The organism is Burkholderia sp. AU45274, from assembly GCF_030482505.1.
In the GTDB taxonomy this organism is placed as follows: Bacteria; Pseudomonadota; Gammaproteobacteria; order Burkholderiales; family Burkholderiaceae; genus Burkholderia.
In genome coordinates this window covers 447,863-473,491 of record NZ_JAUJQE010000004.1, presented here as the reverse complement: position 1 = coordinate 473,491, position 25,629 = coordinate 447,863, and the positions used below count along the sequence as shown (strand labels likewise).

Below are 25,629 nucleotides of genomic sequence, written 5' to 3'. Positions count from 1 at the left end.
GCAGCGAACCGCTGCAATGCTTACTCTGCGGCGACCGGCTTGCCCGAAGCGTCCGTCACCTTGACCTTCCACTGCTTGCGGATTTCCGCTTCGACTGCCGGCGGCAGCGAGATGTAGTCGAGGCTGTCAGCAGCCTTCTCGCCGTTCTTGAACGCCCAGCTGAAGAACTTCAGCGTTTCCACGCCCTGCTCCGGCTTGTCCTGCTTCGCGTGCAGCAGCACGAACGTCGCGCCGACGACCGGCCACGCGTCCTTGCCCGGCTGGTTCGTCAGGATCTGGTAGAACGACTTCGACCAGTTCGCGCCGGCAGCAGCGGCCTTGAACGTTTCCGTCTTCGGCTCGACCACCGTGCCCGTCGAGTTCTTCAGGGCCGTGTAGACCATGTTGTTCTTCTTCGCGTACGCCCATTCGACGTAGCCGACTGCGCCCGGCAGGCGCTGCACGAACGCTGCGACGCCGTCGTTGCCCTTGCCGCCCGTGCCCGTCGGCCAGTTGACCGTCGTGCCTTCGCCGACCTTCGACTTCCACTCGTCGTTGACCTTCGACAGGTAGTTCGTCCAGATGAAGCTCGTGCCCGAGCCGTCAGCGCGGCGAACCACGGCGATGTCCGTGTCCGGCAGCTTGACCTTCGGGTTCAGCGCGGCGATCGCCGGGTCGTTCCACTTCTTGATCTTGCCGAGGTAGATGTCGCCGAGCACCGGGCCCGACAGCGTCAGTTCGCCCGGCTTCACGCCCGGCACGTTGATGACCGGCACCACGCCGCCGACCACCGTCGGGAACTGGAACAGGCCTTCCTTCGCGAGCTCGTCATCCTTCAGCGGAGCGTCCGAACCGGCAAAATCGACCGTCTTCGCGACGATCTGCTTCAGGCCGCCCGACGAGCCGATACCTTGGTAGTTGACCTTCGCGCCGCCGGTCTGCTGGTAGTCAGCAGCCCATTTCGTATAGATCGGCATCGCGAACGTGCTGCCTGCGCCCGTGATGTCGGCAGCGTGGGCGGCGACGGCGAAAAGCGCGCCAGCCAGGCCGGCAATCGCGGTTTGCATCAATTTCATGAGACCTCCAGTGTGTGAGCGGATGACTACGGCACCGCGAAGGTTAGGGGCTCCTCATGACGGTAATGTGACAATCGATGAAACTGGCGTGACAGTAACATGACTGGTTGAAAGGGAGTATCGGGTGCGGCGGGCGCGGCGCCCGGGCGGCGCCGGAACGGTGGCGGCGGCAAGAATTGCCTGCCTGGAAGGGACGGAGATTTCCCGTCTTACATCGGTGCGAGCGGATCGTAGCGCGGTGTCCGTGCCATGGAAAGCCCCCGCTTGTGGCTGCCCCGATATCAGGGGTCTGACGATTTTTCGACCCTGGATTGCGGGGGGCGACGCGCCCTTCTCTCTATAGGTATCGCAAACCTTTGCGTCTGACGAAAACACGGCGCCCCGAAGGCGCCGTGTGCGGGATCACCGGAACACCGGCGCGCAGGTGTTTGACCTGACGCGCCGGGCCCGCGCGTCAGGTCGTCGCCGCGCGCACCGCGTCGGCGATCGTCTCCGCATGGCGCACCGCGTCGGCGGCCTGCCGCGCCTCGACCATCACGCGCAGCACGGGCTCCGTGCCCGATGCGCGGATCAGCACGCGGCCGCTGCCGGCGAGCGCGGCTTCGGCTGCGTCGATCGCGGCGCGAATCGACGTGCTGCCCTTCCAGTCGGCACCCGGCTTCATCCGCACGTTGATCAGCTTCTGCGGGAACAGCGTGACGCCGTCGAGCATCTGCGCGAGGGTCTTGCCGCTGCGCTTCAGCGCGGCCAGCACGAGCAGCGCCGACACGATGCCGTCGCCGGTCGAGTGGCGATCGAGCGACAGGATGTGGCCCGACCCTTCCGCGCCGAGCTGCCAGCCGTGTTCGCGCAACTGCTCGAGCACGTAGCGATCGCCGACCGCCGCGCGGACGAACTTCACGCCCTCGCGCTGCAGCGCGACTTCGACCGCGAGGTTCGTCATCAGCGTGCCGACCGCGCCTTCGACCTTGCCGTCGGTCGCGATCCGGTCCTTCACGAGCACGTAGAGCAGCTCGTCGCCGTTGTACAGGCGACCGGTCGAGTCGACCACTTGCAGGCGGTCCGCATCGCCGTCGAGCGCAATCCCGAGATCGGCGTGGTTCGCACGCACCGCGCGCACCAGCGCGTCCGGCGCGGTCGCACCGACACCATCGTTGATGTTGAAGCCGTTCGGTGCGACACCGATCGGGATCACGTCCGCGCCGAGCTCGTGGAACACGTGCGGCGCGATCTGGTACGCGGCGCCGTGCGCGCAGTCGATCACGAGCTTCAGCCCGCGCAGGTTGAATGCGGCAGGGAACGTGCTCTTGCAGAACTCGATGTAGCGGCCGGCCGCGTCGTCAAGGCGGCGCGCCTTGCCGAGACCGTCGGACGATGCGCACTCGAGCGGCTTGTCGAGCCATGCTTCGATCTCGGCTTCGGTGTCGTCCGGCAGCTTGTTGCCGTCGGCGGAGAAGAACTTGATCCCGTTGTCGTGATACGGGTTGTGCGATGCACTGATCACGACGCCCGCCGACAGGCGCAGCGCGCGCGTCAGGTACGCGACGCCCGGCGTCGGCATCGGGCCGGCCAGCATCACGTCGACGCCGGCCGCCGAGAACCCGGCCTCGAGCGCGGCTTCGAGCATGTAGCCCGACACGCGCGTGTCCTTGCCGATCAGTACGGTCGGGCGCGAGCCTGCCGCGACATCGGCCGAGCTGGCCAGTACCTTGCCGGCTGCGTAGCCGAGACGCAACACGAAATCCGGCGTGATGGGCGCCTCGCCCACCGTGCCGCGAATGCCGTCCGTGCCGAAATATCGACGTCCCATGGTGAATCTTCCTCCTTCGTCTTCTGACTTATCGTTGCCGCGCGGCTTCGCGCACGGCAACCCAGATTTTCAGCGCGTCGACCGTTGCCGCGACGTCGTGCACGCGCACGATCGCCGCCCCACGCTCGACCGCGCACACCGCGGCCGCCACGCTCGCCGCGACGCGCTCCATCGGCGGCTTGCCGCCGATCACCGCGCCGAGCATCGACTTGCGCGACATGCCCGCGAGTATCGGGTACGCGCGGCCGTCGGGCCGCACGGGTGCCGTGTCCGGCAACGCGGCCAGCAACGCATAGTTGTCGTCGACAACCGCCTTGCCGAATCCGAAGCCGGGATCGACGCAGATCCGCTCCGGCACAATCCCCGCATCGCGCAGCGCCAGCGCGCGCTCGGCGAGAAAATCGCGCACGTCGGTCACGACGTCGCCGTAATCGGGTTCGCCGACCTGCATCGTCTGTGGCTCACCAAGCATGTGCATCGCACACAGCCCGCAGTTGCCGTCGCGCACCGCGTCGATCGCGCCCGGCTGGCGGAACCCCCAGATGTCGTTGATCAGGTCGGCGCCGGCAGCCAGCGCCGCACGCATCACGGCCGGCTTGTAGGTATCGATCGACAGCGGCACGTTCAGCGGCCGCAGCGCTTCGACGAGCGGGATCACGCGTGCAAGCTCCTCGTCGAGCGGCACGGGCGGCGCGCCGGGACGCGTCGATTCGCCGCCGATATCGAGAAGGTCGACGCCTTCGGCAATCATCCGCTCGGCCTGGCGCAGCGCATCGTCGCGCGCGAGGAAGCGGCCGCCGTCGGAGAACGAATCAGGCGTGGCGTTGAGGATACCCATCACGAGCGGGCGTTCGAACGTCAGTTCGAAGCGGCCGCACCGGAGTGGCGCGGGAATGAATGGGGAAACAGCGGAATCGGACACGAGCAACTGGCGTGAATGAATGCAAAACGGGCCGGTGTGAAGCCACACCAGCCCGTGAACGGCGCTAAAGCGGAGATTATGCCGCCGGCGAAGCAGGCGCCGGCGCGTTGGCGGGCTTCACCTCGGCGCTGCTGCCACCGCCCGACGAATCGCCGCCGACAGCCGGCGAGCTCTTCGGGGAGCGCGGCGGACGGCCTTCCATGATGTCGTTGATCTGATCGGCATCGATCGTCTCCCACTCCATCAGCGCGGCGGTCATCGCTTCGACCTTGTCGCGGTTCTCTTCGAGCAGGCGGCGCGCAAGGCCGTACTGTTCGTCGAGCACACGGCGGATTTCCGAATCGACCTTCTGCTGCGTCGCTTCCGAGATCGTGCGCGTGAAGCCGCGGCCGAACGGCGATGCATCGTTCTCATCGTCGACGTAGACCATCGGCCCGAGCGCGTCGGTCATGCCGAAACGGGCCACCATCGCACGCGCCGTCTGCGTTGCCTTGTTGAAGTCGTCCGATGCGCCGGTGCTGACCAGGTTCATGAACAGCTCTTCCGCCACCCGGCCACCGAACAGGATCGCAAGGCGGTCCATCAGGTAGTCCTTCGAGTACGTTTCGTTGTCATGCTCCGGCAACTGCCACGTGACACCCAGCGCGCGACCGCGCGGGATGATCGTGACCTTGTGCACGGGGTCCGCCTTCGGCAGCAGCTTCGCGATCACCGCGTGGCCCGACTCGTGATAAGCGGTCGCACGCTTCGCTTCTTCGCGGATCACGGCCGACTTGCGCTCCGGACCCATGAAGATCTTGTCCTTCGCGTCTTCGAAATCCTGCATCTCGACGATGCGCTTGCCGCGACGTGCGGCGAACAGCGCAGCCTCGTTCACGAGGTTCGCGAGATCGGCGCCCGAGAAGCCCGGCGTGCCGCGTGCGATGACTGCCGCGTCGACGTCGTTCGCGATCGGCACCTTGCGCAGGTGCACGCGCATGATCTGTTCGCGGCCGCGGATGTCCGGCAGACCGACGTAGACCTGGCGGTCGAAACGGCCCGGACGCAGCAGCGCCTTGTCGAGCACGTCGGAACGGTTGGTTGCGGCGATCACGATCACGCCCGAGTTCGCCTCGAAGCCGTCCATCTCGACGAGCATCTGGTTCAGCGTCTGTTCGCGCTCGTCGTTGCCGCCGCCCATGCCGGCGCCGCGATGACGGCCGACCGCGTCGATTTCGTCGATGAACACGATACACGGTGCATGCTTCTTCGCCTGCTCGAACATGTCGCGCACACGCGCCGCGCCGACACCGACGAACATTTCGACGAAGTCCGAACCCGAGATGCTGAAGAACGGCACCTTCGCTTCACCCGCGATCGCGCGGGCCAGCAGCGTCTTGCCGGTACCCGGAGGGCCGACGAGCAGCACGCCGCGCGGAATGCGCCCGCCCAGCTTCTGGAATTTCTGCGGATCGCGCAGGAAGTCGACGAGTTCGGACACTTCCTCCTTCGCTTCGTCGCAGCCCGCGACGTCGGAGAAGTTCACCGCGTTGTTGTTCTCGTCGATCAGCCGCGCGCGCGATTTCCCGAACGAGAATGCGCCGCCTTTGCCGCCCCCCTGCATCTGCCTCATCATGTAGAACCAGAACACGATGATCAGGATCGTCGGCCCGAGGTAGTACAGCGCGGACATCAGCGCGTTCGGCTCGTCGTCGGCCTTGCCGCTGACCTGCACGCCGTACTTCATCAGATCGCCAACCATCCAGATGTCGCCGGGCGACACGATCTGGTATTTCTGGCCATCAGCCGGAGTGACGGTGAGGTTGCGCCCCTGAACGATGACGTTCTTGACCTTGCCGTTCTTGGCGTCGTCCATGAACTGCGAATAGGACACGCCTTCCTGGACGCGGGGCTTGTCGAACTGCTTGAACACCGTAAACAGCACCAGTGCGATCACCAGCCACACCGCTGCCTTCGAAAACATATTGTTGTTCAAAGCACCACTCCTTCACTCGTAGACGAGCGCCTACATTTTCCTTGCGGCGCCCCTCGGTCATTCTAATCCAGTCCGACCACCCTCGCCATAAGCATTGACAACCGCCGCGATAGCGCTTCGCTTGTCTGGCAAGGGCCGGAGCCCGTTTGCGGCACCTCGCTGCGCGTCAGCGCGGACGTTTCAGATGCCGACCCAAAATGAACGTTTCGGACGATTTGTCGCGGGACGCCTTCGGCTTGCGCGGCGCGACGGTCTTAAACTGCTGTTTGAATTTCTCGACGATCTGGCTGTAGCCGCTGCCGTGAAAGCATTTCACGAGCAGCGCACCATCCGGCTTCAGATGATTCTGCGCAAATTCGAGCGCCAGATCGCACAGATGCTCGATGCGCGCCGCGTCTGCCGAGGCCACGCCAGAGAGGTTGGGGGCCATGTCGGAAATAACAAGGTCCACCGCGCGCCCTTCGAGCACTTCTTCGAGCTGGTGAAGGACTTCGTCCTCGCGGAAGTCGCCCTGCAGGAAGTGGACGTCGGCGATCGGCTCCATCGGCAGGATGTCGAGCGCCACGATCGTGCCGTCGATGCCGCCTTCGCGCTCCGCGTCACGCTTCTTGCCCTGCGCGAGCTTGTTGCGGGCATACTGGCTCCAGCTGCCCGGCGTCGCGCCGAGGTCGACGATCACCTGGCCCGGACGGATCAGCTTGTCCTGCTCGTCGATTTCCTTCAGCTTGTACGCGGCGCGCGCGCGATAGCCCTCCCGCTGCGCCATTTTGACGTAGGGGTCGTTGATGTGGTCGTGCAGCCAGTGCTGGTTGAAGCGGTTTTTTGCCATTCGAGAGAGAGATTGCTGCCAATTGCTTCGTGAAGCCGCGCTTTTAGCGGATAATACGCGTCTTCTTCGCGCGGCTGCGGCCCCTTTTCAGGCCCAAGCCGCGATTTTACGTGGTTTCGGCGCACGGCTGACGCGGTAACTACCCGCGATCGCTATTCAGTCAGCGCGCCCTTATTTAGATTTCGACATTTCCATGCCCGCCCTTTCGCTTTCTCCCGCCGAGCGCTCCGCGCTGCGCTCCCAGGCCCATGCGCTCAAGCCCGTCGTGCTGATCGGCGCCGAAGGGCTCACCGATGCCGTGCTGAAGGAAATCAAGGTGCACCTCGACGCGCACCAGCTGATCAAGATCCGCGTGTTCGGCGACGAGCGCGACGAGCGCATCGCGATCTACGACGAGATCTGCGACCGCCTGAGCGCGGCGCCGATCCAGCACATCGGCAAGCTGCTGGTGATCTGGAAGCCCGAAGGCGCCGCAGCGGCTCCGGCTCGCGGCCGTCGTGCCGGCACCGTGCCCAGCGCGGCCGAAGCCGTCGACGACAAGAAAGGCCGCGCACCGCGCACCGTCAAGGTCGTCAAGGTATCGCCGAACGCGAGCCCCGTGCGTCGCCCGCGGCCGGTCAAGGTCACGGTGCGCGGCAACGAGCGCGTGACGGCAGGCGGCAACGTGAAGCGCGCCAAGAAGCGCCAGGCCAGCACGAAGCGTCCGTTCCAGGACAAGTAAGCATCGAGGCGGCACGGCTCACCGTGTCGCCACCCTGCCGCGCGGGCCCGGCCTCGACCGGGCCCGCGCGGCATTCGCGTCAGGCGTCGCGCGCCGGCAGACGCCAGATCAGCATCAGCCCCAGCACGCTCTCGACGAGGTAGAACACGCTCGAGACGCCGTGCAGCATCCCGAAGCGGCTCGCATACGGCGAGTTCGCGATATCGGTGCCCGCGTCCATCGCGGCCACCCGCAGCGCATTCATGAACGGCTGCAGCGCGAAATACCCGACCAGCACGCACACGACCATCGCGGCGACGATCCAGCGCACGCGGCGATATTCGCTGCTGCCGCGCCGCACCTGCTGGTTCGACAACGCGAGCAGCAGCACGCCGCACACGACACCGAGGACCGCCTCGATACGGAACAGCTGGGCGGCGACCGAACCGGCCGTCATCCGCTCCAGCGTCTTGAACAGCACGGGCGCGACCGCATACCCGATCGTCAGCAGGCTGCCGACCCACACGGCCGACAGCAGACGGAACACGCGATGCGGCATCACGTCGCCCCGCTTCAGATGTAGCTGACCGAGATGATTTCGTACTCGCGCACGCCGCTCGGCGCCTGCACGGCCGCGACGTCGCCTTCGGACTTGCCGATCAGTGCGCGCGCGATCGGCGAGCTGACCGAGATCAGGCCGTGGTCGATATCGGCTTCGTCGTCACCGACGATCTGGTACTTGACGGTGTCGCCCGACTCGAGATCCTCGAGTTCGACGGTCGATGCGAAAACCACGCGGCCTTCGGCATCGAGCACGGTGGGATCGATGACCTGCGCGGCCGACAGCTTCGATTCGAGTTCCGCGATACGACCCTCGATGAAGCCCTGCTTTTCCTTCGCGGCATCGTATTCGGCGTTTTCGGACAGGTCGCCCTGTGCGCGGGCCTCCGCGATCGCGTTGATCACGGCCGGCCGCTCGACGGACTTGAGGCGCTGCAATTCATCGCGCAGGAGTTCCGCGCCACGCTTTGTCAACGGAATGGTGCTCATAAACGGCTCAATCGCTAAAAACGGCTATAAAAAAAATCACCGCGATTAAGCGCGTTTCCGATGCACTGGAAACACCGCCTAATCGCGGCACGTGTTGCTTCGACAGGTAACTGACTGCTTAGTTTAGGCGAGCGTGAAGACCTTGTAAATCATAGACTTCCAGATCCTTCAGGTAGCGCAAGCCTTCAACCGCCGCGCGCGCGCCCGACATCGTCGTGTAGTACGTGACCTTGTGCGCCTGCGCGCTCATGCGGATCGAACGCGAATCGGCGATCGCCTGGCGCGTCTCGTCGACCGTCGTGAACACGAGTGCGATCTCGCCGTTCTTGATCATGTCGACGATGTGCGGACGGCCGTCCTTCACCTTGTTCACGACCTTCACCGGCACGCCGGCCGCTTCGATCGCGGCAGCCGTGCCCTTGGTCGCGACGATCGGGTAGCCGAGGTCGTGCAGCATGCGCGCGACTTCGACCGCCTTCGGCTTGTCGGCGTCCATCACGGTCAGCAGCACCGTGCCCGACTCCGGCAGGCGCGAGCCGGCCGCGAGCTGCGACTTGAACAGCGCTTCGCCGAACGTCTGACCGACACCCATCACTTCGCCGGTCGAACGCATTTCAGGCCCGAGGACCGGATCGACGGTCGGGAACTTGACGAACGGGAACACCGCTTCCTTCACGCTGAAGTACGGCGGCTCGACTTCCTTCGTCACGCCCTGCTGCGCGAGCTTCTGGCCGACCATCGCACGCGCCGCGATCTTCGCGAGCGGCAGGCTGGTCGCCTTCGACACGTACGGCACCGTGCGCGATGCGCGCGGGTTCACTTCCAGCACGTAGATGATGTCCTGCTTCGAACCGTCCGCCTGCGGCACCTGCTGGATCGCGAACTGCACGTTCATCAGGCCGACCACGTTCAGCGCCTTCGCCATCGCGCCCGTCTGGCGCTTCAACTCGGCCACGGTTTCCTTCGACAGCGAGTACGGCGGCAGCGAGCATGCCGAGTCGCCCGAGTGGACGCCCGCCTGCTCGATGTGCTCCATCACGCCGCCGATGAACACGGCTTCGCCGTCGCAGATGCAGTCGACGTCGCACTCGATCGCGTCGTTCAGGAAGCGGTCGAGCAGCACCGGCGAATCGTTCGACACCTTCACGGCCTCGCGCATGTAGCGCTCGAGGTCGCGCGGCTCGTGGACGATTTCCATCGCGCGGCCGCCCAGCACGTACGACGGGCGCACGACCAGCGGATAGCCGATCTCTTCCGCGAGCGCGAGCGCTTCGTCTTCGGCGCGTGCGGTGCGGTTCGGCGGCTGGCGCAGGCCGAGGTCCTGCAGCAGCTTCTGGAAGCGTTCGCGGTCTTCGGCTGCGTCGATCATGTCCGGCGACGTGCCGACGATCGGCACACCGTGCGCCTCGAGGTCGAGCGCGAGCTTCAGCGGCGTCTGGCCGCCGTACTGGACGATCACGCCGACCGGCTTTTCCTTGTCGACGATCTCGAGCACGTCTTCCAGCGTCAGCGGCTCGAAGTACAGGCGGTCGGAAGTGTCATAGTCGGTCGACACCGTTTCCGGGTTGCAGTTGACCATGATCGTTTCGTAACCGTCCTCGCGCATCGCGAGGGCCGCGTGCACGCAGCAGTAGTCGAACTCGATGCCCTGGCCGATCCGGTTCGGGCCGCCGCCCAGCACCATGATCTTCTTGTTGGTGGTCGGCTGCGCCTCGCACTCTTCCTCATAGGTCGAGTACATGTACGCGGTCTTCGTCGCGAACTCGGCCGCGCAGGTGTCGACGCGCTTGTAGACCGGGCGCACGTTGAGTTCGACGCGGCGCTTGCGGACGTCTTCCGGCGTCGCGCCGAGCAGCTTCGCGAGGCGGCGGTCGGAGAAGCCGCTCTGCTTCAGGTAGCGCAGTTCGTCGAACGACAGCGATGCGAGCGTGCGGCCGCCGAGCGCCTTTTCCTTCAGGATGATCTGCTCGATCTGCTCGAGGAACCACGGGTCGATCGCGGTTTCCGCGAAGATTTCCTGGGCCGTCATGCCGATCCGGAACGCATCGCCGACGTACCAGATGCGGTCCGGGCCCGGCTCGTGGATCTCGATCGCGATCTCGTCGCGGTTGGTCGACTTCTCGTCGAGACCGTCGACGCCCACTTCGAGGCCGCGCAGCGCCTTCTGGAACGATTCCTGGAACGTGCGGCCGATCGCCATCACTTCGCCGACCGACTTCATCTGCGTGGTCAGGCGCGAATCGGCTTCGCGGAATTTCTCGAACGCGAAGCGCGGGATCTTCGTGACGACGTAGTCGATCGTCGGCTCGAACGAAGCTGGGGTCTGGCCGCCGGTGATTTCGTTCTTCAGTTCGTCGAGCGTGTAGCCGACCGCCAGCTTCGCCGCGACCTTCGCGATCGGGAAGCCCGTGGCCTTCGACGCGAGCGCCGACGAACGCGACACGCGCGGGTTCATCTCGATGACGACCATGCGGCCGTCCTTCGGGTTGATCGAGAACTGCACGTTCGAGCCGCCCGTGTCGACGCCGATCTCGCGCAGCACCGCGAGCGATGCGTTACGCAGGATCTGGTATTCCTTGTCGGTGAGCGTCTGCGCCGGCGCGACCGTGATCGAGTCGCCGGTGTGCACGCCCATCGGGTCGAGGTTCTCGATCGAGCACACGATGATGCAGTTGTCGGCGCGGTCGCGCACGACTTCCATCTCGTATTCCTTCCAGCCGAGCAGCGACTCTTCGATCAGCAGCTCGCGCGTGGGCGAGAGGTCCAGGCCGCGCTTGCAGATCTCTTCGAACTCTTCGCGGTTGTAGGCAATGCCGCCGCCCGAACCGCCGAGCGTGAACGACGGGCGGATCACGACCGGGTAGCCGCTGCCGCCGGTGAGCGCCATGATCTCGGCGTGCACCTGGGTCGCTTCTTCCATCGAGTGCGCGATGCCCGACTTCGCGGAACCGAGACCGATCTTGGTCATCGCTTCCTTGAACTTCTGGCGGTCTTCCGCCTTGTCGATCGCTTCCGGCGACGCGCCGATCAGCTCGACGCCGAACTTCTCGAGCACGCCGTGGTGGTGCAGGTCGAGCGCGCAGTTCAGCGCGGTCTGGCCGCCCATCGTCGGCAGGATCGCGTCCGGGCGCTCCTTCTCGATGATGCGCGCGACGACTTCCCACGTGATCGGCTCAATGTAGGTCACGTCGGCCGTGTTCGGGTCGGTCATGATCGTCGCCGGGTTGCTGTTGACGAGAACGACCTTGTAGCCCTCCTCACGCAACGCCTTGCAAGCCTGCGCGCCCGAATAGTCGAACTCGCACGCCTGGCCGATGATGATCGGGCCGGCGCCGATGATGAGGATGCTTTTGATGTCTGTGCGTTTTGGCATGGCTGGTGAATTCAATAAGTAATCGTTGTCGTGGGTCGGCCGGCTGCGCTCAGCTCATCGTGGCGAGCGCGAGCTTCACCGAAAATCCGATGAACAGGCCGCCCACGCTGCTCGCCGCGCCTGCTGCAAGCTTGCGGCGGCGGCGGAAGTGCTCGGCAAGCCGCGCCCCCGCGAAGATCAGCGTGCTCAGGTACAGGAAGCTCGCGCATTGCGCGATCGCCCCGAGCACGACGAACGACAGCGCGGGATGCGGGAATGCCGGGTCGACGAACTGGATGAAGAACGAGATGAAGAACAGGATCGCCTTCGGATTCAGCAGGCTCACGATCAGCGCCTTGCGGAACGGCCGCTCGCCATCGACCGCGGGCGCTGCCTCGACCGGCGCATTCGCCGGCGCGCGCAGCTTCTGCCACGCGCTGCGCAGCATGCCGGTGCCGATGTAGAGCAGATACGCGGCGCCGCCGTACTTGACGACGGAGAACAGCAGCGGGTTCGCCTTCAGCAGCGACGCGACGCCGGCGGCGGACAGCACCATCAGCACCGTGTCGCCGACGAACACCCCGCACGCCGCGCGATAGCCGGCCTTCACGCCGCGCTGCGCCGCGAGCGACAGCACATACATCGAGTTCGGCCCCGGCAGCAGGATGATGAAGATCACGCCGAACACGTAGGTCCAGATATCCGTGATGCCGAGTGCGTGGCCGAACATGATGCGAATCTCCCGTTCTTCGGTTGCGTCGTTGACGTCAGGCGTTGCGCTGCTTCGCCGCGTCCATCAGCGCGGTGAAACGGTCGAACAGGTAGCCGATGTCGTGCGGGCCGGGCGACGCTTCCGGGTGGCCCTGGAAGCAGAATGCCGGCTTGTCGGTCAGCTCGAAGCCCTGCAGCGTGCCGTCGAACAGCGACACGTGCGTCACGCGCGCGTTGGCCGGCAGCGAATCCGCATCGACCGCGAAGCCGTGGTTCTGCGACGTGATCACCACGCGACCGTCGCCGAGATCCTTCACCGGGTGGTTCGCGCCGTGGTGGCCCGTCTTCATCTTCAGCGTCTTCGCGCCGACCGCGAGGCCCATGATCTGGTGACCCAGGCAGATGCCGAAGGTCGGCACGCCGCGCTCGATGAACTGCTTCGTGGCCGCGATCGCGTAGTCGCACGGCTCCGGATCGCCGGGGCCGTTCGACAGGAACACGCCGTCCGGATTCAGCGCGAGCGCATCTTCCGCGCTCGCCTGTGCCGGCAGCACCGTCACGTGGCAGCCGCGCTCCGCGAGCATGCGCAGGATGTTGTACTTGACGCCGAAATCGTACGCGACGACGCGGTACTTCGGCGCTTCCTGCATGCCGTAGCCGCCTTCGAGGCGCCATTCGGTCTGCTTCCACTCGAACGGCTTCGTGGTCGACACGACCTTCGCGAGATCCATGCCCGCGAGACCCGGGAACGAGCGCGCGAGCTCGATCGCCTTCGCTTCGTCGTCCGAGCCCGTCAGGATGCAGCCGTTCTGCGCGCCCTTGTCGCGCAGGATACGGGTCAGCTTGCGGGTGTCGATGCCGGCGATCGCGACGACGCCTTCGTCGCGCAGGTAATCGCCGAGCGTGCGGTCCATGCGGAAGTTCGATGCGAGCGACGGCAGATCACGGATGATCAGGCCGGCGGCATGGACTTTCGTGGCTTCGACGTCTTCGGCGTTGACGCCGACGTTGCCGATATGCGGATAGGTGAGCGTGACGATCTGGCGCGAGTAGCTCGGGTCAGTCAGGATTTCCTGATAGCCGGTGATCGCGGTATTGAACACGACTTCGCCGATCGTGTGGCCTTCGGCCCCGATCGAATAACCACGAAAGACCGTGCCGTCGGCGAGTGCAAGCAAGGCGGGAGTAAAAGACGGCAACACGGGAGGCTCCTTGGGGAACACCCTGCTGCCGACCTGTTTACCCTGCCGCGCGAGCGCCGCGCTGCGTGGGCGCGCGTGGTCGCTTGCTGGACGCGACCTGCGTTGTCGAGACGCGAACCCGGCGCGTGGCGCACGAGGCTTCGCGGCATCGCCCGGCAGGCGGCGTGCGGCGGATGAACGGATGAATGAGGTAGGCGCTAGGGTGCGAGGTTGATCAGCACAAACTTTCAAATTATAGCCTGAAAATGGCCCTATCTTCAATTGATATGGCCGTCCGATCGTGCGCGCGCCGCGTCCGGCGACGCGGCGCAACGCGCTGCGGCCCCGTTTACGCGGCCGCCCTACCCGCCAGCGTACCGCCGGATCAGTGCGCTTGACCAGCGCCGCGCGCGGGCCAGACGTACCAGACCGCGCTCGCGAGCTGCAGCGCGAGCAGCACACCCCAAGCGGCGAAGTGCGCGGCGGCCGGATAGCGGCCGTCGACCGCCGGCCAGTGCGACAGCACCGCGCCGACCCCGATCTGGAACGCAAAGATCAGCAGGAAGATCACGAGCGTGAGCGTCGTGTTCGCGCGGCCGATCAGGTGAGCGGGAAAATGCCCGGCCATCACCGCGTAGGTCAGGATGCCGACGCCGCCGAACATCCCGTAGGCGGCCCACAGCACGGCCGGCGGCAACGGCACGCGCGCGACGATCGCGGCCTGCGTCGCGACGAACAGCGCCATGCCGACGCCGCAGAATGCGTACACGGACACGCCGCGCCGCTCGAGCACCCGCGCCGCGGCGCCGAAGCCGACGCAGCCGGCCATCATCGCGAAGCCGAGCACCGACACGAGGCGCGCGGCATGCGGCGCATCGAACCCCGCGACGTCGCGCAGGTACGGCCCGACCCACAGCGACTGCATCGCGTAGAACACGCCCTGCGTGACGACGGAGAACGACGAAATCTTCCAGAACGCGCGGCTGCTCAGGATATGCCACGTGCCCTTGAACTGGCTGACGAGCCCGCCCTGGTGGCGCACCTGCTGCGCTTCCGGTGCACCGAGGCCGATCGACGCCGCGACGATCACCGTCAGCACCGCGAGGCCGAAACAGATCGCGCGCCAGCTCGTCCAGCCGAGCAGCCAGGTCAGCGGCGAGCCGACCATCACGCCGCCCAGGCCGCCCACGGCCATCACGAGGCCGTTGACGAGCGGCAGCCGGCCGACCGGGAAATGCTGCGCGAGCGCCTTGAACGCCGCGCCGAGACACACCGAGACGCCAACGCCGATCAGCAGCCGGCCGACCATCATCGTGCCGAGGCTGTGCGCGGCGCCGAACACGGCCGCGCCGGCGGCCGCGAACAGCAGCATGCCGGCCGTCACGCGGCGCGGGCCGAAGTGGTCGAGCATCACGCCCGCCGGGATCTGCGCGCCCGCGAAGCCGAGGAAATAGAGACTGGTGAGCAGGCCGAGATCGGCGGCCGACAACCCGAGCTCCTGCGTGACGAACGGCGCGAAGCCCAGATTGACGCCGCGAAACACGTACGACACGAAATACCCGACCGAAAACAGCGCGAGTACCCTCACCTGCACCGACGACATCTCTTCCCCTTCTTATATGAAGACCTGCGAAGCAGCGCCCCCGCGCCGCGCACAAACAAAAACGCCGTCACCTCGGTGACGGCGTTTCTTGCATTTCGTCGGATGATACCGCAACCGCGCGAACCGGGCCGGCCGCACGATGCGCGCGCGACGGCGTTACTTCTTCTTGCCCTTGTGCGCGGCGGCCTTGGCCGGTGCCGCTTTCGCGGGGGCCGCCTTCGCCGATTTGGCCGCCGGCTTCGCCGCGCCGCGCTTCGCGCCGTGCGACTTGCCGCCCACCGCCAGGCTCGCGCGCTCGATGTGCACCCCGCCGGCCGACGTCGCGATCCGCTCCGGACCGGGTTCCGCCGGTACCGAACGGCCGACCGGCACGTGCAGCACGAGCGCCTGGCCCGGCATCACGAGATCGCGGTGCGTACGGTTCCACGCCTTGAGCTGGCCGACCGACACGCCGTAGCGGCCGGCGAGCGCCGCCATCGACTGCTTGCGGCGCACGCGGATCAGCATCTTGCGCGTGTCGGGTACGTCGGGTTCCATCGCGAGCGCGCCGTTTTCGGCGACGTCGGCGCTGATGTCCTCGTCGTCGTCATCGCCGCGCGGCACGACGATCGTCGAGCCCGGCTTCAGGCGCATGCCGGCCGGAATCTTGTTGATCGACATCAGCGTATCGGCGTCCACGCCGATCTTCTCGGCGATCGCGGCCGGCCGCGCCCGCTCGCTGACCGTATAGGTGGTCCACGACGACAGCTGGCCGTTGTATGCCTTCAGGTTCTTCTCGAACGCCGACGCGTTGTCGAACGGCAGCAGGATCTGCGGCTCGGTCGCGCCGAGGATCACCGGCTTCGAGAACGACGGGTTCAGCGAGCGGAACTCGTCGAGCGACAGGTTCGCGAGCTTCGCGGCCACCGCCACGTCGATGTCGCGCGACGTCGTGACCGTCACGAAATACGGGTGGTTCGGGATGTCCGGCAGCGCAAGGCCGTACTGCTGCGGATTCGCGATGATGTTCTTCACCGCCTGCAGCTTCGGCACGTAGTTGCGCGTCTCGTTCGGCATCCGCAGGTTCAGGTAGTCGGTCGGCAGGCCGGCCGCCTGGTTGCGGGCGATCGCGCGCTGCACGTTGCCCTCGCCCCAGTTGTACGCGGCCAGCGCGAGATACCAGTCGCCGAACATGTCATGCAGGCGCGACAGGTAGTCGAGCGCGGCGCTCGTCGACGCGAGCACGTCGCGGCGCTCGTCCTGCCACATGTTGCGCTTCAGGTTGTACGTGCGGCCCGTGCCGGGCATGAACTGCCACATGCCGGCCGCCTTCGCGACCGACAGCGCCTGCGGGTTGTACGCGGACTCGATGAACGGCAGCAGCGCGAGCTCGGTCGGCATGTGACGCGCCTCGAGTTCCTCGACGATGTGGTACAGGTACTTCTGCGAGCGCTCGGTCATGCGCTGCACGTAGTCCGGGCGCTGCGTGTACCACGTAGTCTGCATGTCGACGAGGTCGGTCTGCAGGTCGGGCATCTGGAAACCGCGGCGGATGCGACCCCAGAGATCGGAATCCGCACTGGTCAGGTCGCCGACGGATTGCTTGTCGACGTCGACCGTTTCTTTGGCGGTGGCTGATTTGCGGAGGTAGGTGGACGTCGCCTGCGAATCGGCGGCGTTGTTGGCGACAGGGGCCTGGCTCGCACAAGCGGCGAGCAGCAGAACCACCATCGCACTCAATATAAGTCGCATGAAAATCTCTGCTTCCGACGGCTGGAAATTGCAGGCGATACTACGGAAGTGCGTGCTTCACGTCAATAAAAACACCGAAAACTCAGCGAAATCCTACATTTGGAGCAATTTTTACAGACTCCGCTTGAGCTTTGGAGTCCTCCGAAAATCATCATCGGAACCGGTTTTTCCACTCGCGCATCAGCGTGAACGCCGTCAGACGATCCGGCACCGTTTCATGCAGTTCCGCTTCGAGCGTCGCGCGGATCGCCTCGCTGTCCGCCCGCATGAACGGGTTAACGGCACGCTCATGCGCGATCGTAGTGGGCAGTGTCGGCACGCCGCGCGCGCGCAGCGCCTGGGCGTCGTCGCGCCACGTGGCGAGCGCCGCATTGCCGGGTTCGCACGCGAGCGCGAAGCGGATGTTGGACAGCGTGTATTCGTGTGCGCAATGCACGTGGGTGTCGCCCGGCAACGCCGCGAGCGCGTCGAGCGACGCGAGCATCTGCGCGGGCGTGCCCTCGAACAGGCGCCCGCAACCGCACGAGAACAGCGTGTCGCCGCAGAACACGTGCGGCGCCGCGTTGCCCGGCCCGGCCGCCTGGAAATAGGCGATGTGGCCGCGCGTATGGCCCGGCACGTCGAGCACGTCGAACGTGGCGGCGGGTGCGTCGAGCGTCACGCGTGCGCCGCCCGAAAGCGGCCGCGTGACCACGCCGATCGCCTCGGCCGCGGGGCCGTAAACGACGAGCGGAACATCGTCCGGTTGGCTATCGCGCAGGGCCGCGACACCGCCGACGTGGTCGGCGTGATGGTGCGTGAGTAAAATAGCGGTCAACCGCCAGCCTCGTTCGGCTAGAACCCGGCGCACCGGCGCGGCTTCCCCCGGATCGACGGCAATCGCATCGCGGCCGTCCGAGACGAGCCAGATATAGTTGTCATCGAATGCCGGAACCGGCATGTATTCCAGCTCGTTCATGGGCGCGCAATCATCGTTATGTCCGATCGTCAAATTATAGACTGGCCCGCCTGGACCGACTCACCACCCGGCCGCTACGTGCTGGGCTGGGAACAGGCGCAGCTCGACCGGATCGTGTCCGACGTCTTCGGGTTCCACGCGCTGCAACTCGGCCTGCCGCAACTCGACGCGCTGCGCGAGAACCGCATGCCGTATCGCGGCCTCGTGCTCGATCCGGCGAGCGGCGCGAGCGCGCCATACCAGTATCCGTGGGCGCGCGAAGCGCATGCGCCCGAGCACGCGCCCGACGGCCGCAGCACGACCTGGTGCGACCTGCTCGACCTGCCGTTCGAGTCGCAGAGCGTCGACCTGATCGTGATGCCGCACACGCTCGAATTCACGTCCGATCCGCACCGGCTGCTGCGCGAGGCCGAGCGCGTGCTGATGCCGGAAGGCCAGCTCGTCATCACCGGCTTCAATTCGCTCAGCCTGTGGGGCATGCGGCAATCGTTCGGGCGCATGGCGAACCGCCCGTTCGTGCCGGCCACGCGCGACCAGATCGCGTTCATCCGGCTCAAGGACTGGATCAAGCTGCTCGGCTTCGACCTCGAACGCGGCCGCTTCGGCTGCTACCGGCCGCCGCTCGTCACCGACAAGTGGCTGGCCCGCTACGGCTTCATGGAAGCCGCCGGCGACCGCTGGTGGCCAATCTTCGGCGCCGTCTACATGGTGACGGCCGTCAAGCGCGTGCGCGGCATGCGCCTCGTCGGCCAGATCCGGATGAAGAAGCCCGTGCTCGCACCGGGCCTGACGCCGGCGGCCTCCCCGACCACCCATCAAGAACATTCATGACTACCGATACCATCGACATCTATACCGACGGCGCCTGCAAGGGCAACCCCGGCCCCGGCGGCTGGGGCGCACTGATGCGCTACGGCGACAAGGAGAAGGAGCTGTTCGGCGGCGAGCCCAACACGACCAACAACCGCATGGAGCTGATGGGCGTGATCGCCGCACTCGAAGCGCTGAAGCGGCCGTGCCAGGTGATCGTGCACACCGACTCGCAATACGTGCAGAAAGGCATCAGCGAGTGGATCCACGGCTGGAAGAAGAAAGGCTGGGTCACCGCGGCGAAGACGCCGGTGAAGAACGCCGACCTGTGGAAGCGGCTCGACGCGCTCGTCGCGCAGCACGAGGTCGAGTGGCGCTGGGTCAAGGGCCACGCGGGTCATCCCGAAAATGAGCGCGCGGACGCACTCGCAAATCGCGGCGTCGAATCGCTCACGGCCTGAACGCGGGCCGCCCCCCTGTTTCTTTTGTTTTTCCCGACATGCGCCAGATCATTCTCGATACCGAAACCACCGGCCTGAACGCCCGCACGGGCGACCGCCTCATCGAAATCGGCTGCGTCGAGCTGCTGAACCGGCGGCTCACCGGCAACAACCTGCACTTCTACGTGAACCCGGAGCGCGACAGCGATCCGGGCGCACTGGCGGTGCACGGGCTCACGACCGAATTCTTGAGCGACAAGCCGAAATTCGCGGAAGTCGCGCACCAGATCCTCGACTTCGTGAAGGATGCCGAGCTGATCATCCACAACGCGCCGTTCGACCTTGGCTTCCTCGACGCGGAATTCGCGCGGCTCGGCCTGCCGCCGTTCACCGAGCATTGCGGCGGCGTGATCGACACGCTGGTGCAGGCCAAGCAGATGTTCCCGGGCAAGCGCAACTCGCTCGACGCGCTGTGCGACCGCTTCGGCATCAGCAACGCGCACCGTACGCTGCACGGCGCACTGCTCGACTCGGAGCTGCTCGCCGAGGTGTATCTGGCGATGACGCGCGGCCAGGACAGCCTCGTGATCGACATGCTCGACGACGTGGGCGCCGACGGCGGCGCGGGCAACGGCCAGCGCGTGTCGCTCGCCGCGCTCGACCTGGCCGTGGTGACCGCGAGCGACGACGAACTCGCCGCGCACCAGGCGCAGCTCGACGAACTCGACAAGTCGGTCAAGGGCACCTGCGTGTGGCGCACGTCCGCCGACACGGGCGCCGCCGAAGCGGCTTGAAGCAGGCGGCCGGCGGCACGCGCCGCGGCCGCGCTCACGCGCGCGGCTGCAGCGCGATAACCGCCATTCCGCCGAGCGCGAGCACCGCGCCGGCCACGTCCCAGCGGGTCAGCGCGACACCGTCGACCACCCGCAGCCAGACCAGCGCCACCGCGATATACATGCCGCCGTACGCGGCATAGGTGCGCCCCGCCGCACTCGGGTGCAGCGTCAGCAGCCACGCGAACAGCGCGAGCGACAGCGCGGCCGGCACCAGTAACCACACCGGCCGGCCGTCCTTCAGCACGAGCCACGGCAGGTAACAGCCGACGATTTCGGCCAGCGCGGTGGCGGCAAACAGCGCCGCGATCCTCATCAGTTCGGTCATCCGGTTCCTCGTGAATTCGGCCCCCGTCACCCGGGGCCGCACGGCCCCGCCGTGCGCCGCCGATCATACCCGAGCCGCCCCCGCCGGACGCCCCGCCAGCCGGGCGTTTCCCGGCAATTTGCACGATCATCCGTCATCGTGCTATCATGTCGCCTGTTTCAACATTCAATCTCTGTCTATTCGATTTCGAGAGAAGTCCATCCGCGCGTTGCGGGCCGGCGCTTCGACCGAAATTGCACACACAGGAAAGCCCGCCCGACAGGCCCGCTTTTCTCGTTTCGTTGCCCCTCCGGGGCGCTTGCCGGAACGCTGGACACCGTCCGCACCGGCATCTGCCGCCAGCAACACGCGGCCCATTCTTCATGAGCGCACTGTCGCGACGGCCCATCGGGCCCGCGTCGAAGCAGCCCCTTACGGCCCTTTACCGCCTGCAATGCAGTAAGTGCTTAAAGGTCTGCCCCGACGCGCCGCATCCGACACCGCGCTCGCCGGCAAACCGTGTCGGACGGCCCGCCCGTTCGGCGCAGTCAAAGGAGTGCATGACCTTGACCGCAACACACGTCAGCCCGACCGCTGCTTCTTCCACCGCTTCGTCGTCCGGCGAAGCCCCGCTCGTCGCGGACGACATCACCGTCGTCGACCAGAGCCTGCTCAAGCGCGCCGTCAGCGCCATGGCCATCGGCAACGCGATGGAATGGTTCGACTTCGGCGTCTACAGCTACATCGCCGTCACGCTCGGCAAGGTGTTCTTCCCGTCCAGCAGCCCGTCCGCGCAGCTGCTCGCGACCTTCGGCACGTTCGCGGCCGCGTTCCTCGTGCGCCCGCTCGGCGGCATGGTGTTCGGCCCGCTCGGCGACCGCATCGGCCGCCAGCGCGTGCTCGCCGCCACGATGATCATGATGGCCGTCGGCACCTTTGCGATCGGCCTGATCCCCAGCTACGCGTCGATCGGCATCATGGCGCCCGTGCTGCTGCTCGTCGCCCGCCTCGTGCAGGGCTTCTCGACCGGCGGCGAGTACGGCGGCGCCGCCACCTTCATCGCCGAATTCTCGACCGACAAGCGCCGCGGCTTCATGGGCAGCTTCCTCGAGTTCGGCACGCTGATCGGTTACGTGATGGGCGCAGGCGTCGTCGCGCTGCTCACCGCGTCGCTGTCGCAGGAAGCGCTGCTGTCGTGGGGCTGGCGCGTGCCGTTCCTGATCGCCGGCCCGCTCGGCCTGATCGGCCTCTACATCCGGATGCGGCTCGAGGAAACGCCCGCGTTCAAGCGCCAGGCCGAAGAGCGCGAAGCGCAGGACAAGGCCGTGCCGAAGGCGCGCTTCCGCGAAACGCTGATGCGCAACTGGCGCGCCCTGCTGCTGTGCGTCGGCCTCGTGCTGATCTTCAACGTGACCGACTACATGGTGCTGTCGTACCTGCCGAGCTTCATGTCGTCGACGCTGCACTTCGACGAATCGCATAGCCTCGTGCTCGTGCTGATCGTGATGGTGCTGATGATGCCGCTGACGCTCGCCGCCGGCCGCCTGTCGGACAAGGTCGGCCGCAAGCCCGTGATGCTCGCCGGCTGCGTCGGCCTGCTCGCGCTGTCGATCCCGTCGATGATGCTGATCCATGCGGGCACCACGGCGTCGGTGTTCGGCGGCCTGCTGATCCTCGGCGTGCTGCTGTCGTGCTTTACCGGCGTGATGCCGTCGGCGCTGCCGGCGCTGTTCCCGACCGAGATCCGCTACGGCGCGCTCGCGATCGGCTTCAACGTGTCGGTGTCGCTGTTCGGCGGCACGACGCCGCTCGTGACCGCCTGGCTGGTCGACGTCACGCACAACCTGATGATGCCCGCGTACTACATGATGGGCGCCGCCGTGATCGGCATCGTGTCGGTCGTCGCGCTCGCCGAAACCGCGCGCCAGCCGCTCAAGGGCTCGCCGCCGGCCGTCGCGTCGCGCCGCGAAGCCCACCAGCTCGTGCGCCAGATGCGCGAGGACGACGAAGCGGATATCTACAGCGTCGGGTCGCCGGCACGCGCCTGAGCGTCACCCATGAAAAAGCCCCGGCCGAAGCCGGGGCCCGATCGAACCCGATCCGCCCGACCGGCTTGCGCCGGCCGGGCTTTTTTTCATCCATTCGACGCCGGCGCGCTCATGCCTGCGCTTCGCAGTGGCGGCAGAAAATCAGCGCACGCGAGCGCGACACGGCGGCCTGCGCACCGCGCGCCGCGACGATCAGCCCGACCTGACCGAGATTGAAATCGCGCTCGACCATCAACTGCGTCAGCGCGGCAAGCGGCAACACGAGGGACGGGTGGTACAGGCTCGATTCGATCAGGGCTTTCATCTGCGGCTCCATCAGGCAAGGCGTCATTCGATGGAGTGGATTCTAGGGACCGGCCGCGTCCGGATAAACAGCGCGAATGCGAAGTCACTTGTCAGCCGCCGAGAACAATCGACAACACCTTGCCTGACAAGGCTGGGCGGGCGACGGGCCGCGGCGCGGGGCCCCGCCGCAGGTCGCCTCGACGCCTAGACGAGCGGTGTTTCGACGAACGCCGGCAGCGCTTCCGCCCGCGCCGAATGCGCAGCCAGTGCCGGATAACGGGCCGGATCGATCCGCGCGAGCACCGGGTAGTCGGCCGCCATGAACTGCGTGAAGCGCCATGCGACCGCGACCGTCACGTCGGACTGCAGCAGGCGCGCGCCGCCGAACCGTTCGCGGCCGCGACGAGCGGCTCCAGGGCGCCGTATGCGCCCTCGATCTGGCTCAGCACGCGCTCGAGCCACGGCGCATGCTGCTTGTCGGCCGGACGCAGCGCCTGCTCGTAGACGACCTGCACGGTCTTCTCGGCGGCCGCCAGCGCGAAGCCGACCGGCACGAGCGCGCGCAGCCGAGCATCGGCGGTATCGGGCAGCAAGCGCCGCTCGGGCGCGACCAGGTGATCCAGATAGTCGACGATCAATGACGAATCGAGCAGCGTCGCGCCGTCGTCGGTCACGAGCGTCGGCGCCTTGACGACCGGGTTGGTCGCCCTGAACTGCTCGAAATGACGGAACACCGAGATCGACTCGTGTTCGAACGGGAGGTCGAGCAGTTTCGCCGAAATGGCGACCCGACGCACGAACGGGGAATCCAGCATGCCGATCAGCTTCATCGCGAACGCTCCGCTTGAGGGGAATGGGAGCGACGACTGTAGCAGCGTCGCGCGGCATCGCCTAGGGCCCGTTCCCGCCCGCAACGAGCGGGGGCCGGCTCCGCGACCGCGTTTGCCGAAATGGCGGAACGTGCTCGGCCGGCCTTCGCGCCCGTGCGCCCGATGCGCATCAACCCGCCGCGCGCGGGACTCACGATGTCCGGCCACAGTGACCATAATGCAAGTTCACCCCCCTTCCGCCCCAAGGTTCGCCATGTGGTATGCCCTCGTCGAGCAGCAGCGGGAATGGATGCGCGCGTGGCGCGCGGCGACGCGGCACGCGTTCGACGCGTGGCCCGCGGCCACGCTGCCGCACGCGGCGTCGTCGTGCTACGACGACCTGTTCGAGCCGCTGCTCGGGCCGCCGGACGGGCCCCCGCACTTCGACATCGGATGGCCGGCGCTCGGCGAGCGCGTCGTCGCGCGCACGCCGTTCTGCGACCTGCGGCGCTTCACGCGGGCCGACGCGCAGCGCACGGTGCTGCTGTGCGCGCCGCTCGCCGGGCACGCGGCCGTGATGATGCGGGAAACCGTCGAGACGCTGCTCGCGGACGGCGATGTCTGCGTGACCGACTGGCGCAATGCGCGCGACGTACCGCTCGCGTCGGGCCGTTTCGGGCTCGACGAGTACGTCGCGACGCTCGACGGCTTCGTCGACGGGCTCGCGCACGACGACCGGCCGCTGCATGTCGTCGCCGTGTGCCAGGCGACCGTGCCGGCGCTCGGCGCGCTCGCGCTGCGGGCGGCGCGCGGTCTCCCGTCGCCCGCGAGCGTCACGCTGATCGGCGGCCCGCTCGACGCGCGCCGGAATCCGAGTGCGCTCGGCACCGCCGCTGCCGCCCATTCGCTCGGCTGGTGCCGCCGCCACCTGATCGACGTCGTGCCACCTGGTTTCGCGGGGCACGGCCGCCACGTGTTTCCCACCTATCTGCAACAGGGCGAGATCGCGCTCGTGTACCCGCAGCGCTTCCTGTCGCTGATCGAAGCGTACGCGCTGGCCGCGTCGCGCTTCGACATGACCGGACTCGCCGGCGCGCGGCGCGCGCTGCTCGAATACACGGCGCTGCTCGACATGCCGGCCGAGTATTTCCTGGATACGGTCGACATCGTGTTCCAGCGCATGAGCCTCGCGCTCGGCACGTGGAACGTGGGCGGCCAGCGCGTCGAGCCGGCGGCTATGCGCGGCATCGTCCTGCTGACCGTCGAAGGCGCATGCGACAAGGTCACGGGCGCCGGCCAGACACATGCGGCGCTCGACCTGTGCAGCGGCCTCGCCGACGACGAGCGCTTTCGCATCGACATCGACGACTGCGATCACTACGGGCTGTTTACGGGGGCGCGCTGGCACGGGGACGTGCATCCGATGCTGCAGCGCGTGTTCGCGTGGGCCGAAGCCCGCCGCCCTCGCCCGCGCCGCATCCGGCGGACGTGACACCGAATCAGCGCCGCGCCGCGTCGAGCAATGCGCGCACCTCGTCGTCACTCGTCTGCTCGAAGCGCGCGTAGAACTGGCTGATCCCGAAGAACACCAGCGGCAGCATCACCGTGACGAACGCGTCGGCCAGATCGTCGAACACGTGCCGTGTACCTGCCGGCGCGACCGGTGCAGCCGCGATGATCCGCGCCGGATGACGCTCGCGTAACGCCTGCAGCGCGACACGCATCGACGCGCCGGTCGCGACGCCGTCGTCGACGACGATCGCAATGCGCCCTTCGACCGGCAGCGGCGGCTCGGCGCCGCGGTACAGCGCTTCGCGTCGATGCAGCTCGGCTGTCTCGCGCGCGATCACGTCGGCGAGCTCGGCGTCGGGCACGTTCATCGAGCGGAGCACCGAACGCTGCAGATGAATCGCCCCGCCCGTCGCGATCGCGCCCATCGCGAGCTCGGGATCGTACGGCACGCCGAGCTTGCGCACGACCAGCACGTCGAGCGGTGCATGCAGCGCACACGCGACCGGATAGGCGACGGGCACACCGCCGCGCGGCAACGCGAGCACGACGACATCGCCGCGCCCCGCGTAATCGCCCAATGCGCCGGCCAGCTGGCAGCCGGCATCGGTGCGATCGGCAAAACACTCGAACACGATCGGCTCCCTGCCGTTGCGCCGGATGCGCGAAACCCGCGTCGGCGCCTGTCAACGAGCATGGTTCATCGGCCGC

The 25,629-nt window shown here is 66.9% G+C and carries 22 protein-coding genes and 1 pseudogene; 6 read left to right on the top strand and 17 right to left on the bottom strand.

Going from position 1 to position 25,629, the window contains the following annotated elements; translation table 11 throughout:
- Window positions 1-20: 20 nt before the first annotated feature.
- From pstS to QZM35_RS18040, 5 genes are all read right to left on the bottom strand, one after another.
- A complete protein-coding gene (gene pstS / locus QZM35_RS18060) occupies window positions 21-1,055 on the bottom strand; it encodes a phosphate ABC transporter substrate-binding protein PstS (protein WP_301776548.1) in 1,035 nt (344 codons plus the stop codon).
- A 454-nt stretch (window positions 1,056-1,509) separates the two neighbouring features.
- Entirely contained in the window at window positions 1,510-2,865 is a 1,356-nt protein-coding gene (gene glmM, locus QZM35_RS18055; RefSeq protein WP_301776547.1) for a phosphoglucosamine mutase, read from the bottom strand.
- A 28-nt stretch (window positions 2,866-2,893) separates the two neighbouring features.
- Entirely contained in the window at window positions 2,894-3,835 is a 942-nt protein-coding gene (gene folP / locus QZM35_RS18050; protein WP_301776546.1) for a dihydropteroate synthase, read from the bottom strand.
- Between the two features lie 28 nt (window positions 3,836-3,863).
- On the bottom strand, window positions 3,864-5,762 hold the full coding sequence (gene ftsH / locus QZM35_RS18045; RefSeq protein ID WP_039347669.1) for an ATP-dependent zinc metalloprotease FtsH: 1,899 nt from the start codon (window positions 5,760-5,762) through the stop codon (window positions 3,864-3,866).
- A 166-nt stretch (window positions 5,763-5,928) separates the two neighbouring features.
- Entirely contained in the window at window positions 5,929-6,591 is a 663-nt protein-coding gene (locus QZM35_RS18040) for an RlmE family RNA methyltransferase (protein WP_046545366.1), read from the bottom strand.
- Window positions 6,592-6,784: 193 nt separating this feature from the next.
- On the opposite strand from QZM35_RS18040, the gene QZM35_RS18035 reads away from it, so the two are divergent.
- On the top strand, window positions 6,785-7,312 hold the full coding sequence (locus QZM35_RS18035) for a YhbY family RNA-binding protein (protein WP_089425000.1): 528 nt from the start codon (window positions 6,785-6,787) through the stop codon (window positions 7,310-7,312).
- 79 nt (window positions 7,313-7,391) lie between these two features.
- On the opposite strand, the gene QZM35_RS18030 is transcribed toward QZM35_RS18035, so the two are convergent.
- From QZM35_RS18030 to gloB, 8 genes are all read right to left on the bottom strand, one after another.
- Window positions 7,392-7,850, bottom strand: a complete 459-nt coding sequence (locus QZM35_RS18030; protein WP_089424999.1) for a DUF4149 domain-containing protein — start codon at window positions 7,848-7,850, stop codon at window positions 7,392-7,394.
- 14 nt (window positions 7,851-7,864) lie between these two features.
- The gene (greA, locus tag QZM35_RS18025; RefSeq protein WP_057927897.1) at window positions 7,865-8,341 is read right to left on the bottom strand and encodes a transcription elongation factor GreA; all 477 of its coding nucleotides are present in this window, start codon (window positions 8,339-8,341) and stop codon (window positions 7,865-7,867) included.
- Window positions 8,342-8,459: 118 nt separating this feature from the next.
- Window positions 8,460-11,714, bottom strand: a complete 3,255-nt coding sequence (carB, locus tag QZM35_RS18020) for a carbamoyl-phosphate synthase large subunit (RefSeq protein WP_089424998.1) — start codon at window positions 11,712-11,714, stop codon at window positions 8,460-8,462.
- A gap of 49 nt (window positions 11,715-11,763) precedes the next feature.
- Window positions 11,764-12,423, bottom strand: a complete 660-nt coding sequence (gene leuE, locus QZM35_RS18015; RefSeq protein WP_046545364.1) for a leucine efflux protein LeuE — start codon at window positions 12,421-12,423, stop codon at window positions 11,764-11,766.
- A gap of 37 nt (window positions 12,424-12,460) precedes the next feature.
- Window positions 12,461-13,606: a glutamine-hydrolyzing carbamoyl-phosphate synthase small subunit gene (carA, locus tag QZM35_RS18010; RefSeq protein WP_041492797.1), complete on the bottom strand. Its 1,146-nt coding sequence runs from the start codon at window positions 13,604-13,606 to the stop codon at window positions 12,461-12,463.
- A 364-nt stretch (window positions 13,607-13,970) separates the two neighbouring features.
- Window positions 13,971-15,188: a nitrate/nitrite transporter gene (locus QZM35_RS18005; RefSeq protein WP_089424997.1), complete on the bottom strand. Its 1,218-nt coding sequence runs from the start codon at window positions 15,186-15,188 to the stop codon at window positions 13,971-13,973.
- Window positions 15,189-15,344: 156 nt separating this feature from the next.
- Window positions 15,345-16,919: a transglycosylase SLT domain-containing protein gene (locus QZM35_RS18000; RefSeq protein ID WP_301776545.1), complete on the bottom strand. Its 1,575-nt coding sequence runs from the start codon at window positions 16,917-16,919 to the stop codon at window positions 15,345-15,347.
- 151 nt (window positions 16,920-17,070) lie between these two features.
- A complete protein-coding gene (gloB, locus tag QZM35_RS17995; RefSeq protein WP_089424995.1) occupies window positions 17,071-17,877 on the bottom strand; it encodes a hydroxyacylglutathione hydrolase in 807 nt (268 codons plus the stop codon).
- An 18-nt stretch (window positions 17,878-17,895) separates the two neighbouring features.
- On the opposite strand from gloB, the gene QZM35_RS17990 reads away from it, so the two are divergent.
- From QZM35_RS17990 to dnaQ, 3 genes are read left to right on the top strand one after another with little or no spacing between them, the layout of a single operon-like run.
- Window positions 17,896-18,708 (top strand): class I SAM-dependent methyltransferase, encoded by an 813-nt coding sequence (locus tag QZM35_RS17990; protein ID WP_089430881.1) that lies wholly within the window; start codon window positions 17,896-17,898, stop codon window positions 18,706-18,708.
- Window positions 18,705-19,148: a ribonuclease HI gene (gene rnhA / locus QZM35_RS17985; RefSeq protein ID WP_039347704.1), complete on the top strand. Its 444-nt coding sequence runs from the start codon at window positions 18,705-18,707 to the stop codon at window positions 19,146-19,148. Before QZM35_RS17990 ends, rnhA begins: the two co-directional genes overlap by 4 nt.
- Window positions 19,149-19,186: 38 nt before the next feature.
- The gene (gene dnaQ / locus QZM35_RS17980) at window positions 19,187-19,921 is read left to right on the top strand and encodes a DNA polymerase III subunit epsilon (protein WP_089424993.1); all 735 of its coding nucleotides are present in this window, start codon (window positions 19,187-19,189) and stop codon (window positions 19,919-19,921) included.
- A gap of 34 nt (window positions 19,922-19,955) precedes the next feature.
- Here the strand turns inward: dnaQ and QZM35_RS17975 are convergent, their stop codons facing one another.
- Complete coding sequence (locus QZM35_RS17975; protein WP_089430880.1) at window positions 19,956-20,288, bottom strand: YnfA family protein; 333 nt, start codon at window positions 20,286-20,288, stop codon at window positions 19,956-19,958.
- A 539-nt stretch (window positions 20,289-20,827) separates the two neighbouring features.
- Between QZM35_RS17975 and proP the strand changes: the two genes are divergently transcribed.
- Complete coding sequence (gene proP, locus QZM35_RS17970; protein ID WP_089424992.1) at window positions 20,828-22,315, top strand: glycine betaine/L-proline transporter ProP; 1,488 nt, start codon at window positions 20,828-20,830, stop codon at window positions 22,313-22,315.
- A gap of 109 nt (window positions 22,316-22,424) precedes the next feature.
- Here proP and QZM35_RS17965 read toward each other — a convergent pair whose 3' ends face one another.
- The gene (locus QZM35_RS17965) at window positions 22,425-22,619 is read right to left on the bottom strand and encodes a hypothetical protein (protein WP_069249260.1); all 195 of its coding nucleotides are present in this window, start codon (window positions 22,617-22,619) and stop codon (window positions 22,425-22,427) included.
- A 185-nt stretch (window positions 22,620-22,804) separates the two neighbouring features.
- Window positions 22,805-23,430 (bottom strand): annotated as a pseudogene (locus QZM35_RS17960) (glutathione S-transferase family protein).
- 253 nt (window positions 23,431-23,683) lie between these two features.
- On the opposite strand from QZM35_RS17960, the gene QZM35_RS17955 reads away from it, so the two are divergent.
- A complete protein-coding gene (locus QZM35_RS17955; RefSeq protein WP_301776544.1) occupies window positions 23,684-24,901 on the top strand; it encodes a polyhydroxyalkanoate depolymerase in 1,218 nt (405 codons plus the stop codon).
- Between the two features lie 7 nt (window positions 24,902-24,908).
- Here the strand turns inward: QZM35_RS17955 and QZM35_RS17950 are convergent, their stop codons facing one another.
- On the bottom strand, window positions 24,909-25,553 hold the full coding sequence (locus QZM35_RS17950) for a phosphoribosyltransferase (protein WP_089424989.1): 645 nt from the start codon (window positions 25,551-25,553) through the stop codon (window positions 24,909-24,911).
- Window positions 25,554-25,629 lie beyond the last annotated feature (76 nt).

Excerpts from the sequence above, each read along its gene's own strand:
- proP (WP_089424992.1), top strand. The coding sequence starts at position 20,828 with ATGACCTTGACCGCAACACACGTCAGCCCGACCGCTGCTTCTTCCACC.
- QZM35_RS17990 (WP_089430881.1), top strand. The coding sequence starts at position 17,896 with ATGTCCGATCGTCAAATTATAGACTGGCCCGCCTGGACCGACTCACCA.
- rnhA (WP_039347704.1), top strand. The coding sequence starts at position 18,705 with ATGACTACCGATACCATCGACATCTATACCGACGGCGCCTGCAAGGGC.
- QZM35_RS18040 (WP_046545366.1), bottom strand. The coding sequence starts at position 6,591 with ATGGCAAAAAACCGCTTCAACCAGCACTGGCTGCACGACCACATCAAC.
- QZM35_RS18000 (WP_301776545.1), bottom strand. The coding sequence starts at position 16,919 with ATGCGACTTATATTGAGTGCGATGGTGGTTCTGCTGCTCGCCGCTTGT.
- QZM35_RS17965 (WP_069249260.1), bottom strand. The coding sequence starts at position 22,619 with ATGAAAGCCCTGATCGAATCGAGCCTGTACCACCCGTCCCTCGTGTTG.
- glmM (WP_301776547.1), bottom strand. The coding sequence starts at position 2,865 with ATGGGACGTCGATATTTCGGCACGGACGGCATTCGCGGCACGGTGGGC.
- gloB (WP_089424995.1), bottom strand. The coding sequence starts at position 17,877 with ATGAACGAGCTGGAATACATGCCGGTTCCGGCATTCGATGACAACTAT.
- carB (WP_089424998.1), bottom strand. The coding sequence starts at position 11,714 with ATGCCAAAACGCACAGACATCAAAAGCATCCTCATCATCGGCGCCGGC.
- QZM35_RS18030 (WP_089424999.1), bottom strand. The coding sequence starts at position 7,850 with ATGCCGCATCGCGTGTTCCGTCTGCTGTCGGCCGTGTGGGTCGGCAGC.
- leuE (WP_046545364.1), bottom strand. The coding sequence starts at position 12,423 with ATGTTCGGCCACGCACTCGGCATCACGGATATCTGGACCTACGTGTTC.
- dnaQ (WP_089424993.1), top strand. The coding sequence starts at position 19,187 with ATGCGCCAGATCATTCTCGATACCGAAACCACCGGCCTGAACGCCCGC.
- QZM35_RS17955 (WP_301776544.1), top strand. The coding sequence starts at position 23,684 with ATGTGGTATGCCCTCGTCGAGCAGCAGCGGGAATGGATGCGCGCGTGG.
- greA (WP_057927897.1), bottom strand. The coding sequence starts at position 8,341 with ATGAGCACCATTCCGTTGACAAAGCGTGGCGCGGAACTCCTGCGCGAT.
- pstS (WP_301776548.1), bottom strand. The coding sequence starts at position 1,055 with ATGAAATTGATGCAAACCGCGATTGCCGGCCTGGCTGGCGCGCTTTTC.
- QZM35_RS17975 (WP_089430880.1), bottom strand. The coding sequence starts at position 20,288 with ATGACCGAACTGATGAGGATCGCGGCGCTGTTTGCCGCCACCGCGCTG.
- QZM35_RS18005 (WP_089424997.1), bottom strand. The coding sequence starts at position 15,188 with ATGTCGTCGGTGCAGGTGAGGGTACTCGCGCTGTTTTCGGTCGGGTAT.
- QZM35_RS18035 (WP_089425000.1), top strand. The coding sequence starts at position 6,785 with ATGCCCGCCCTTTCGCTTTCTCCCGCCGAGCGCTCCGCGCTGCGCTCC.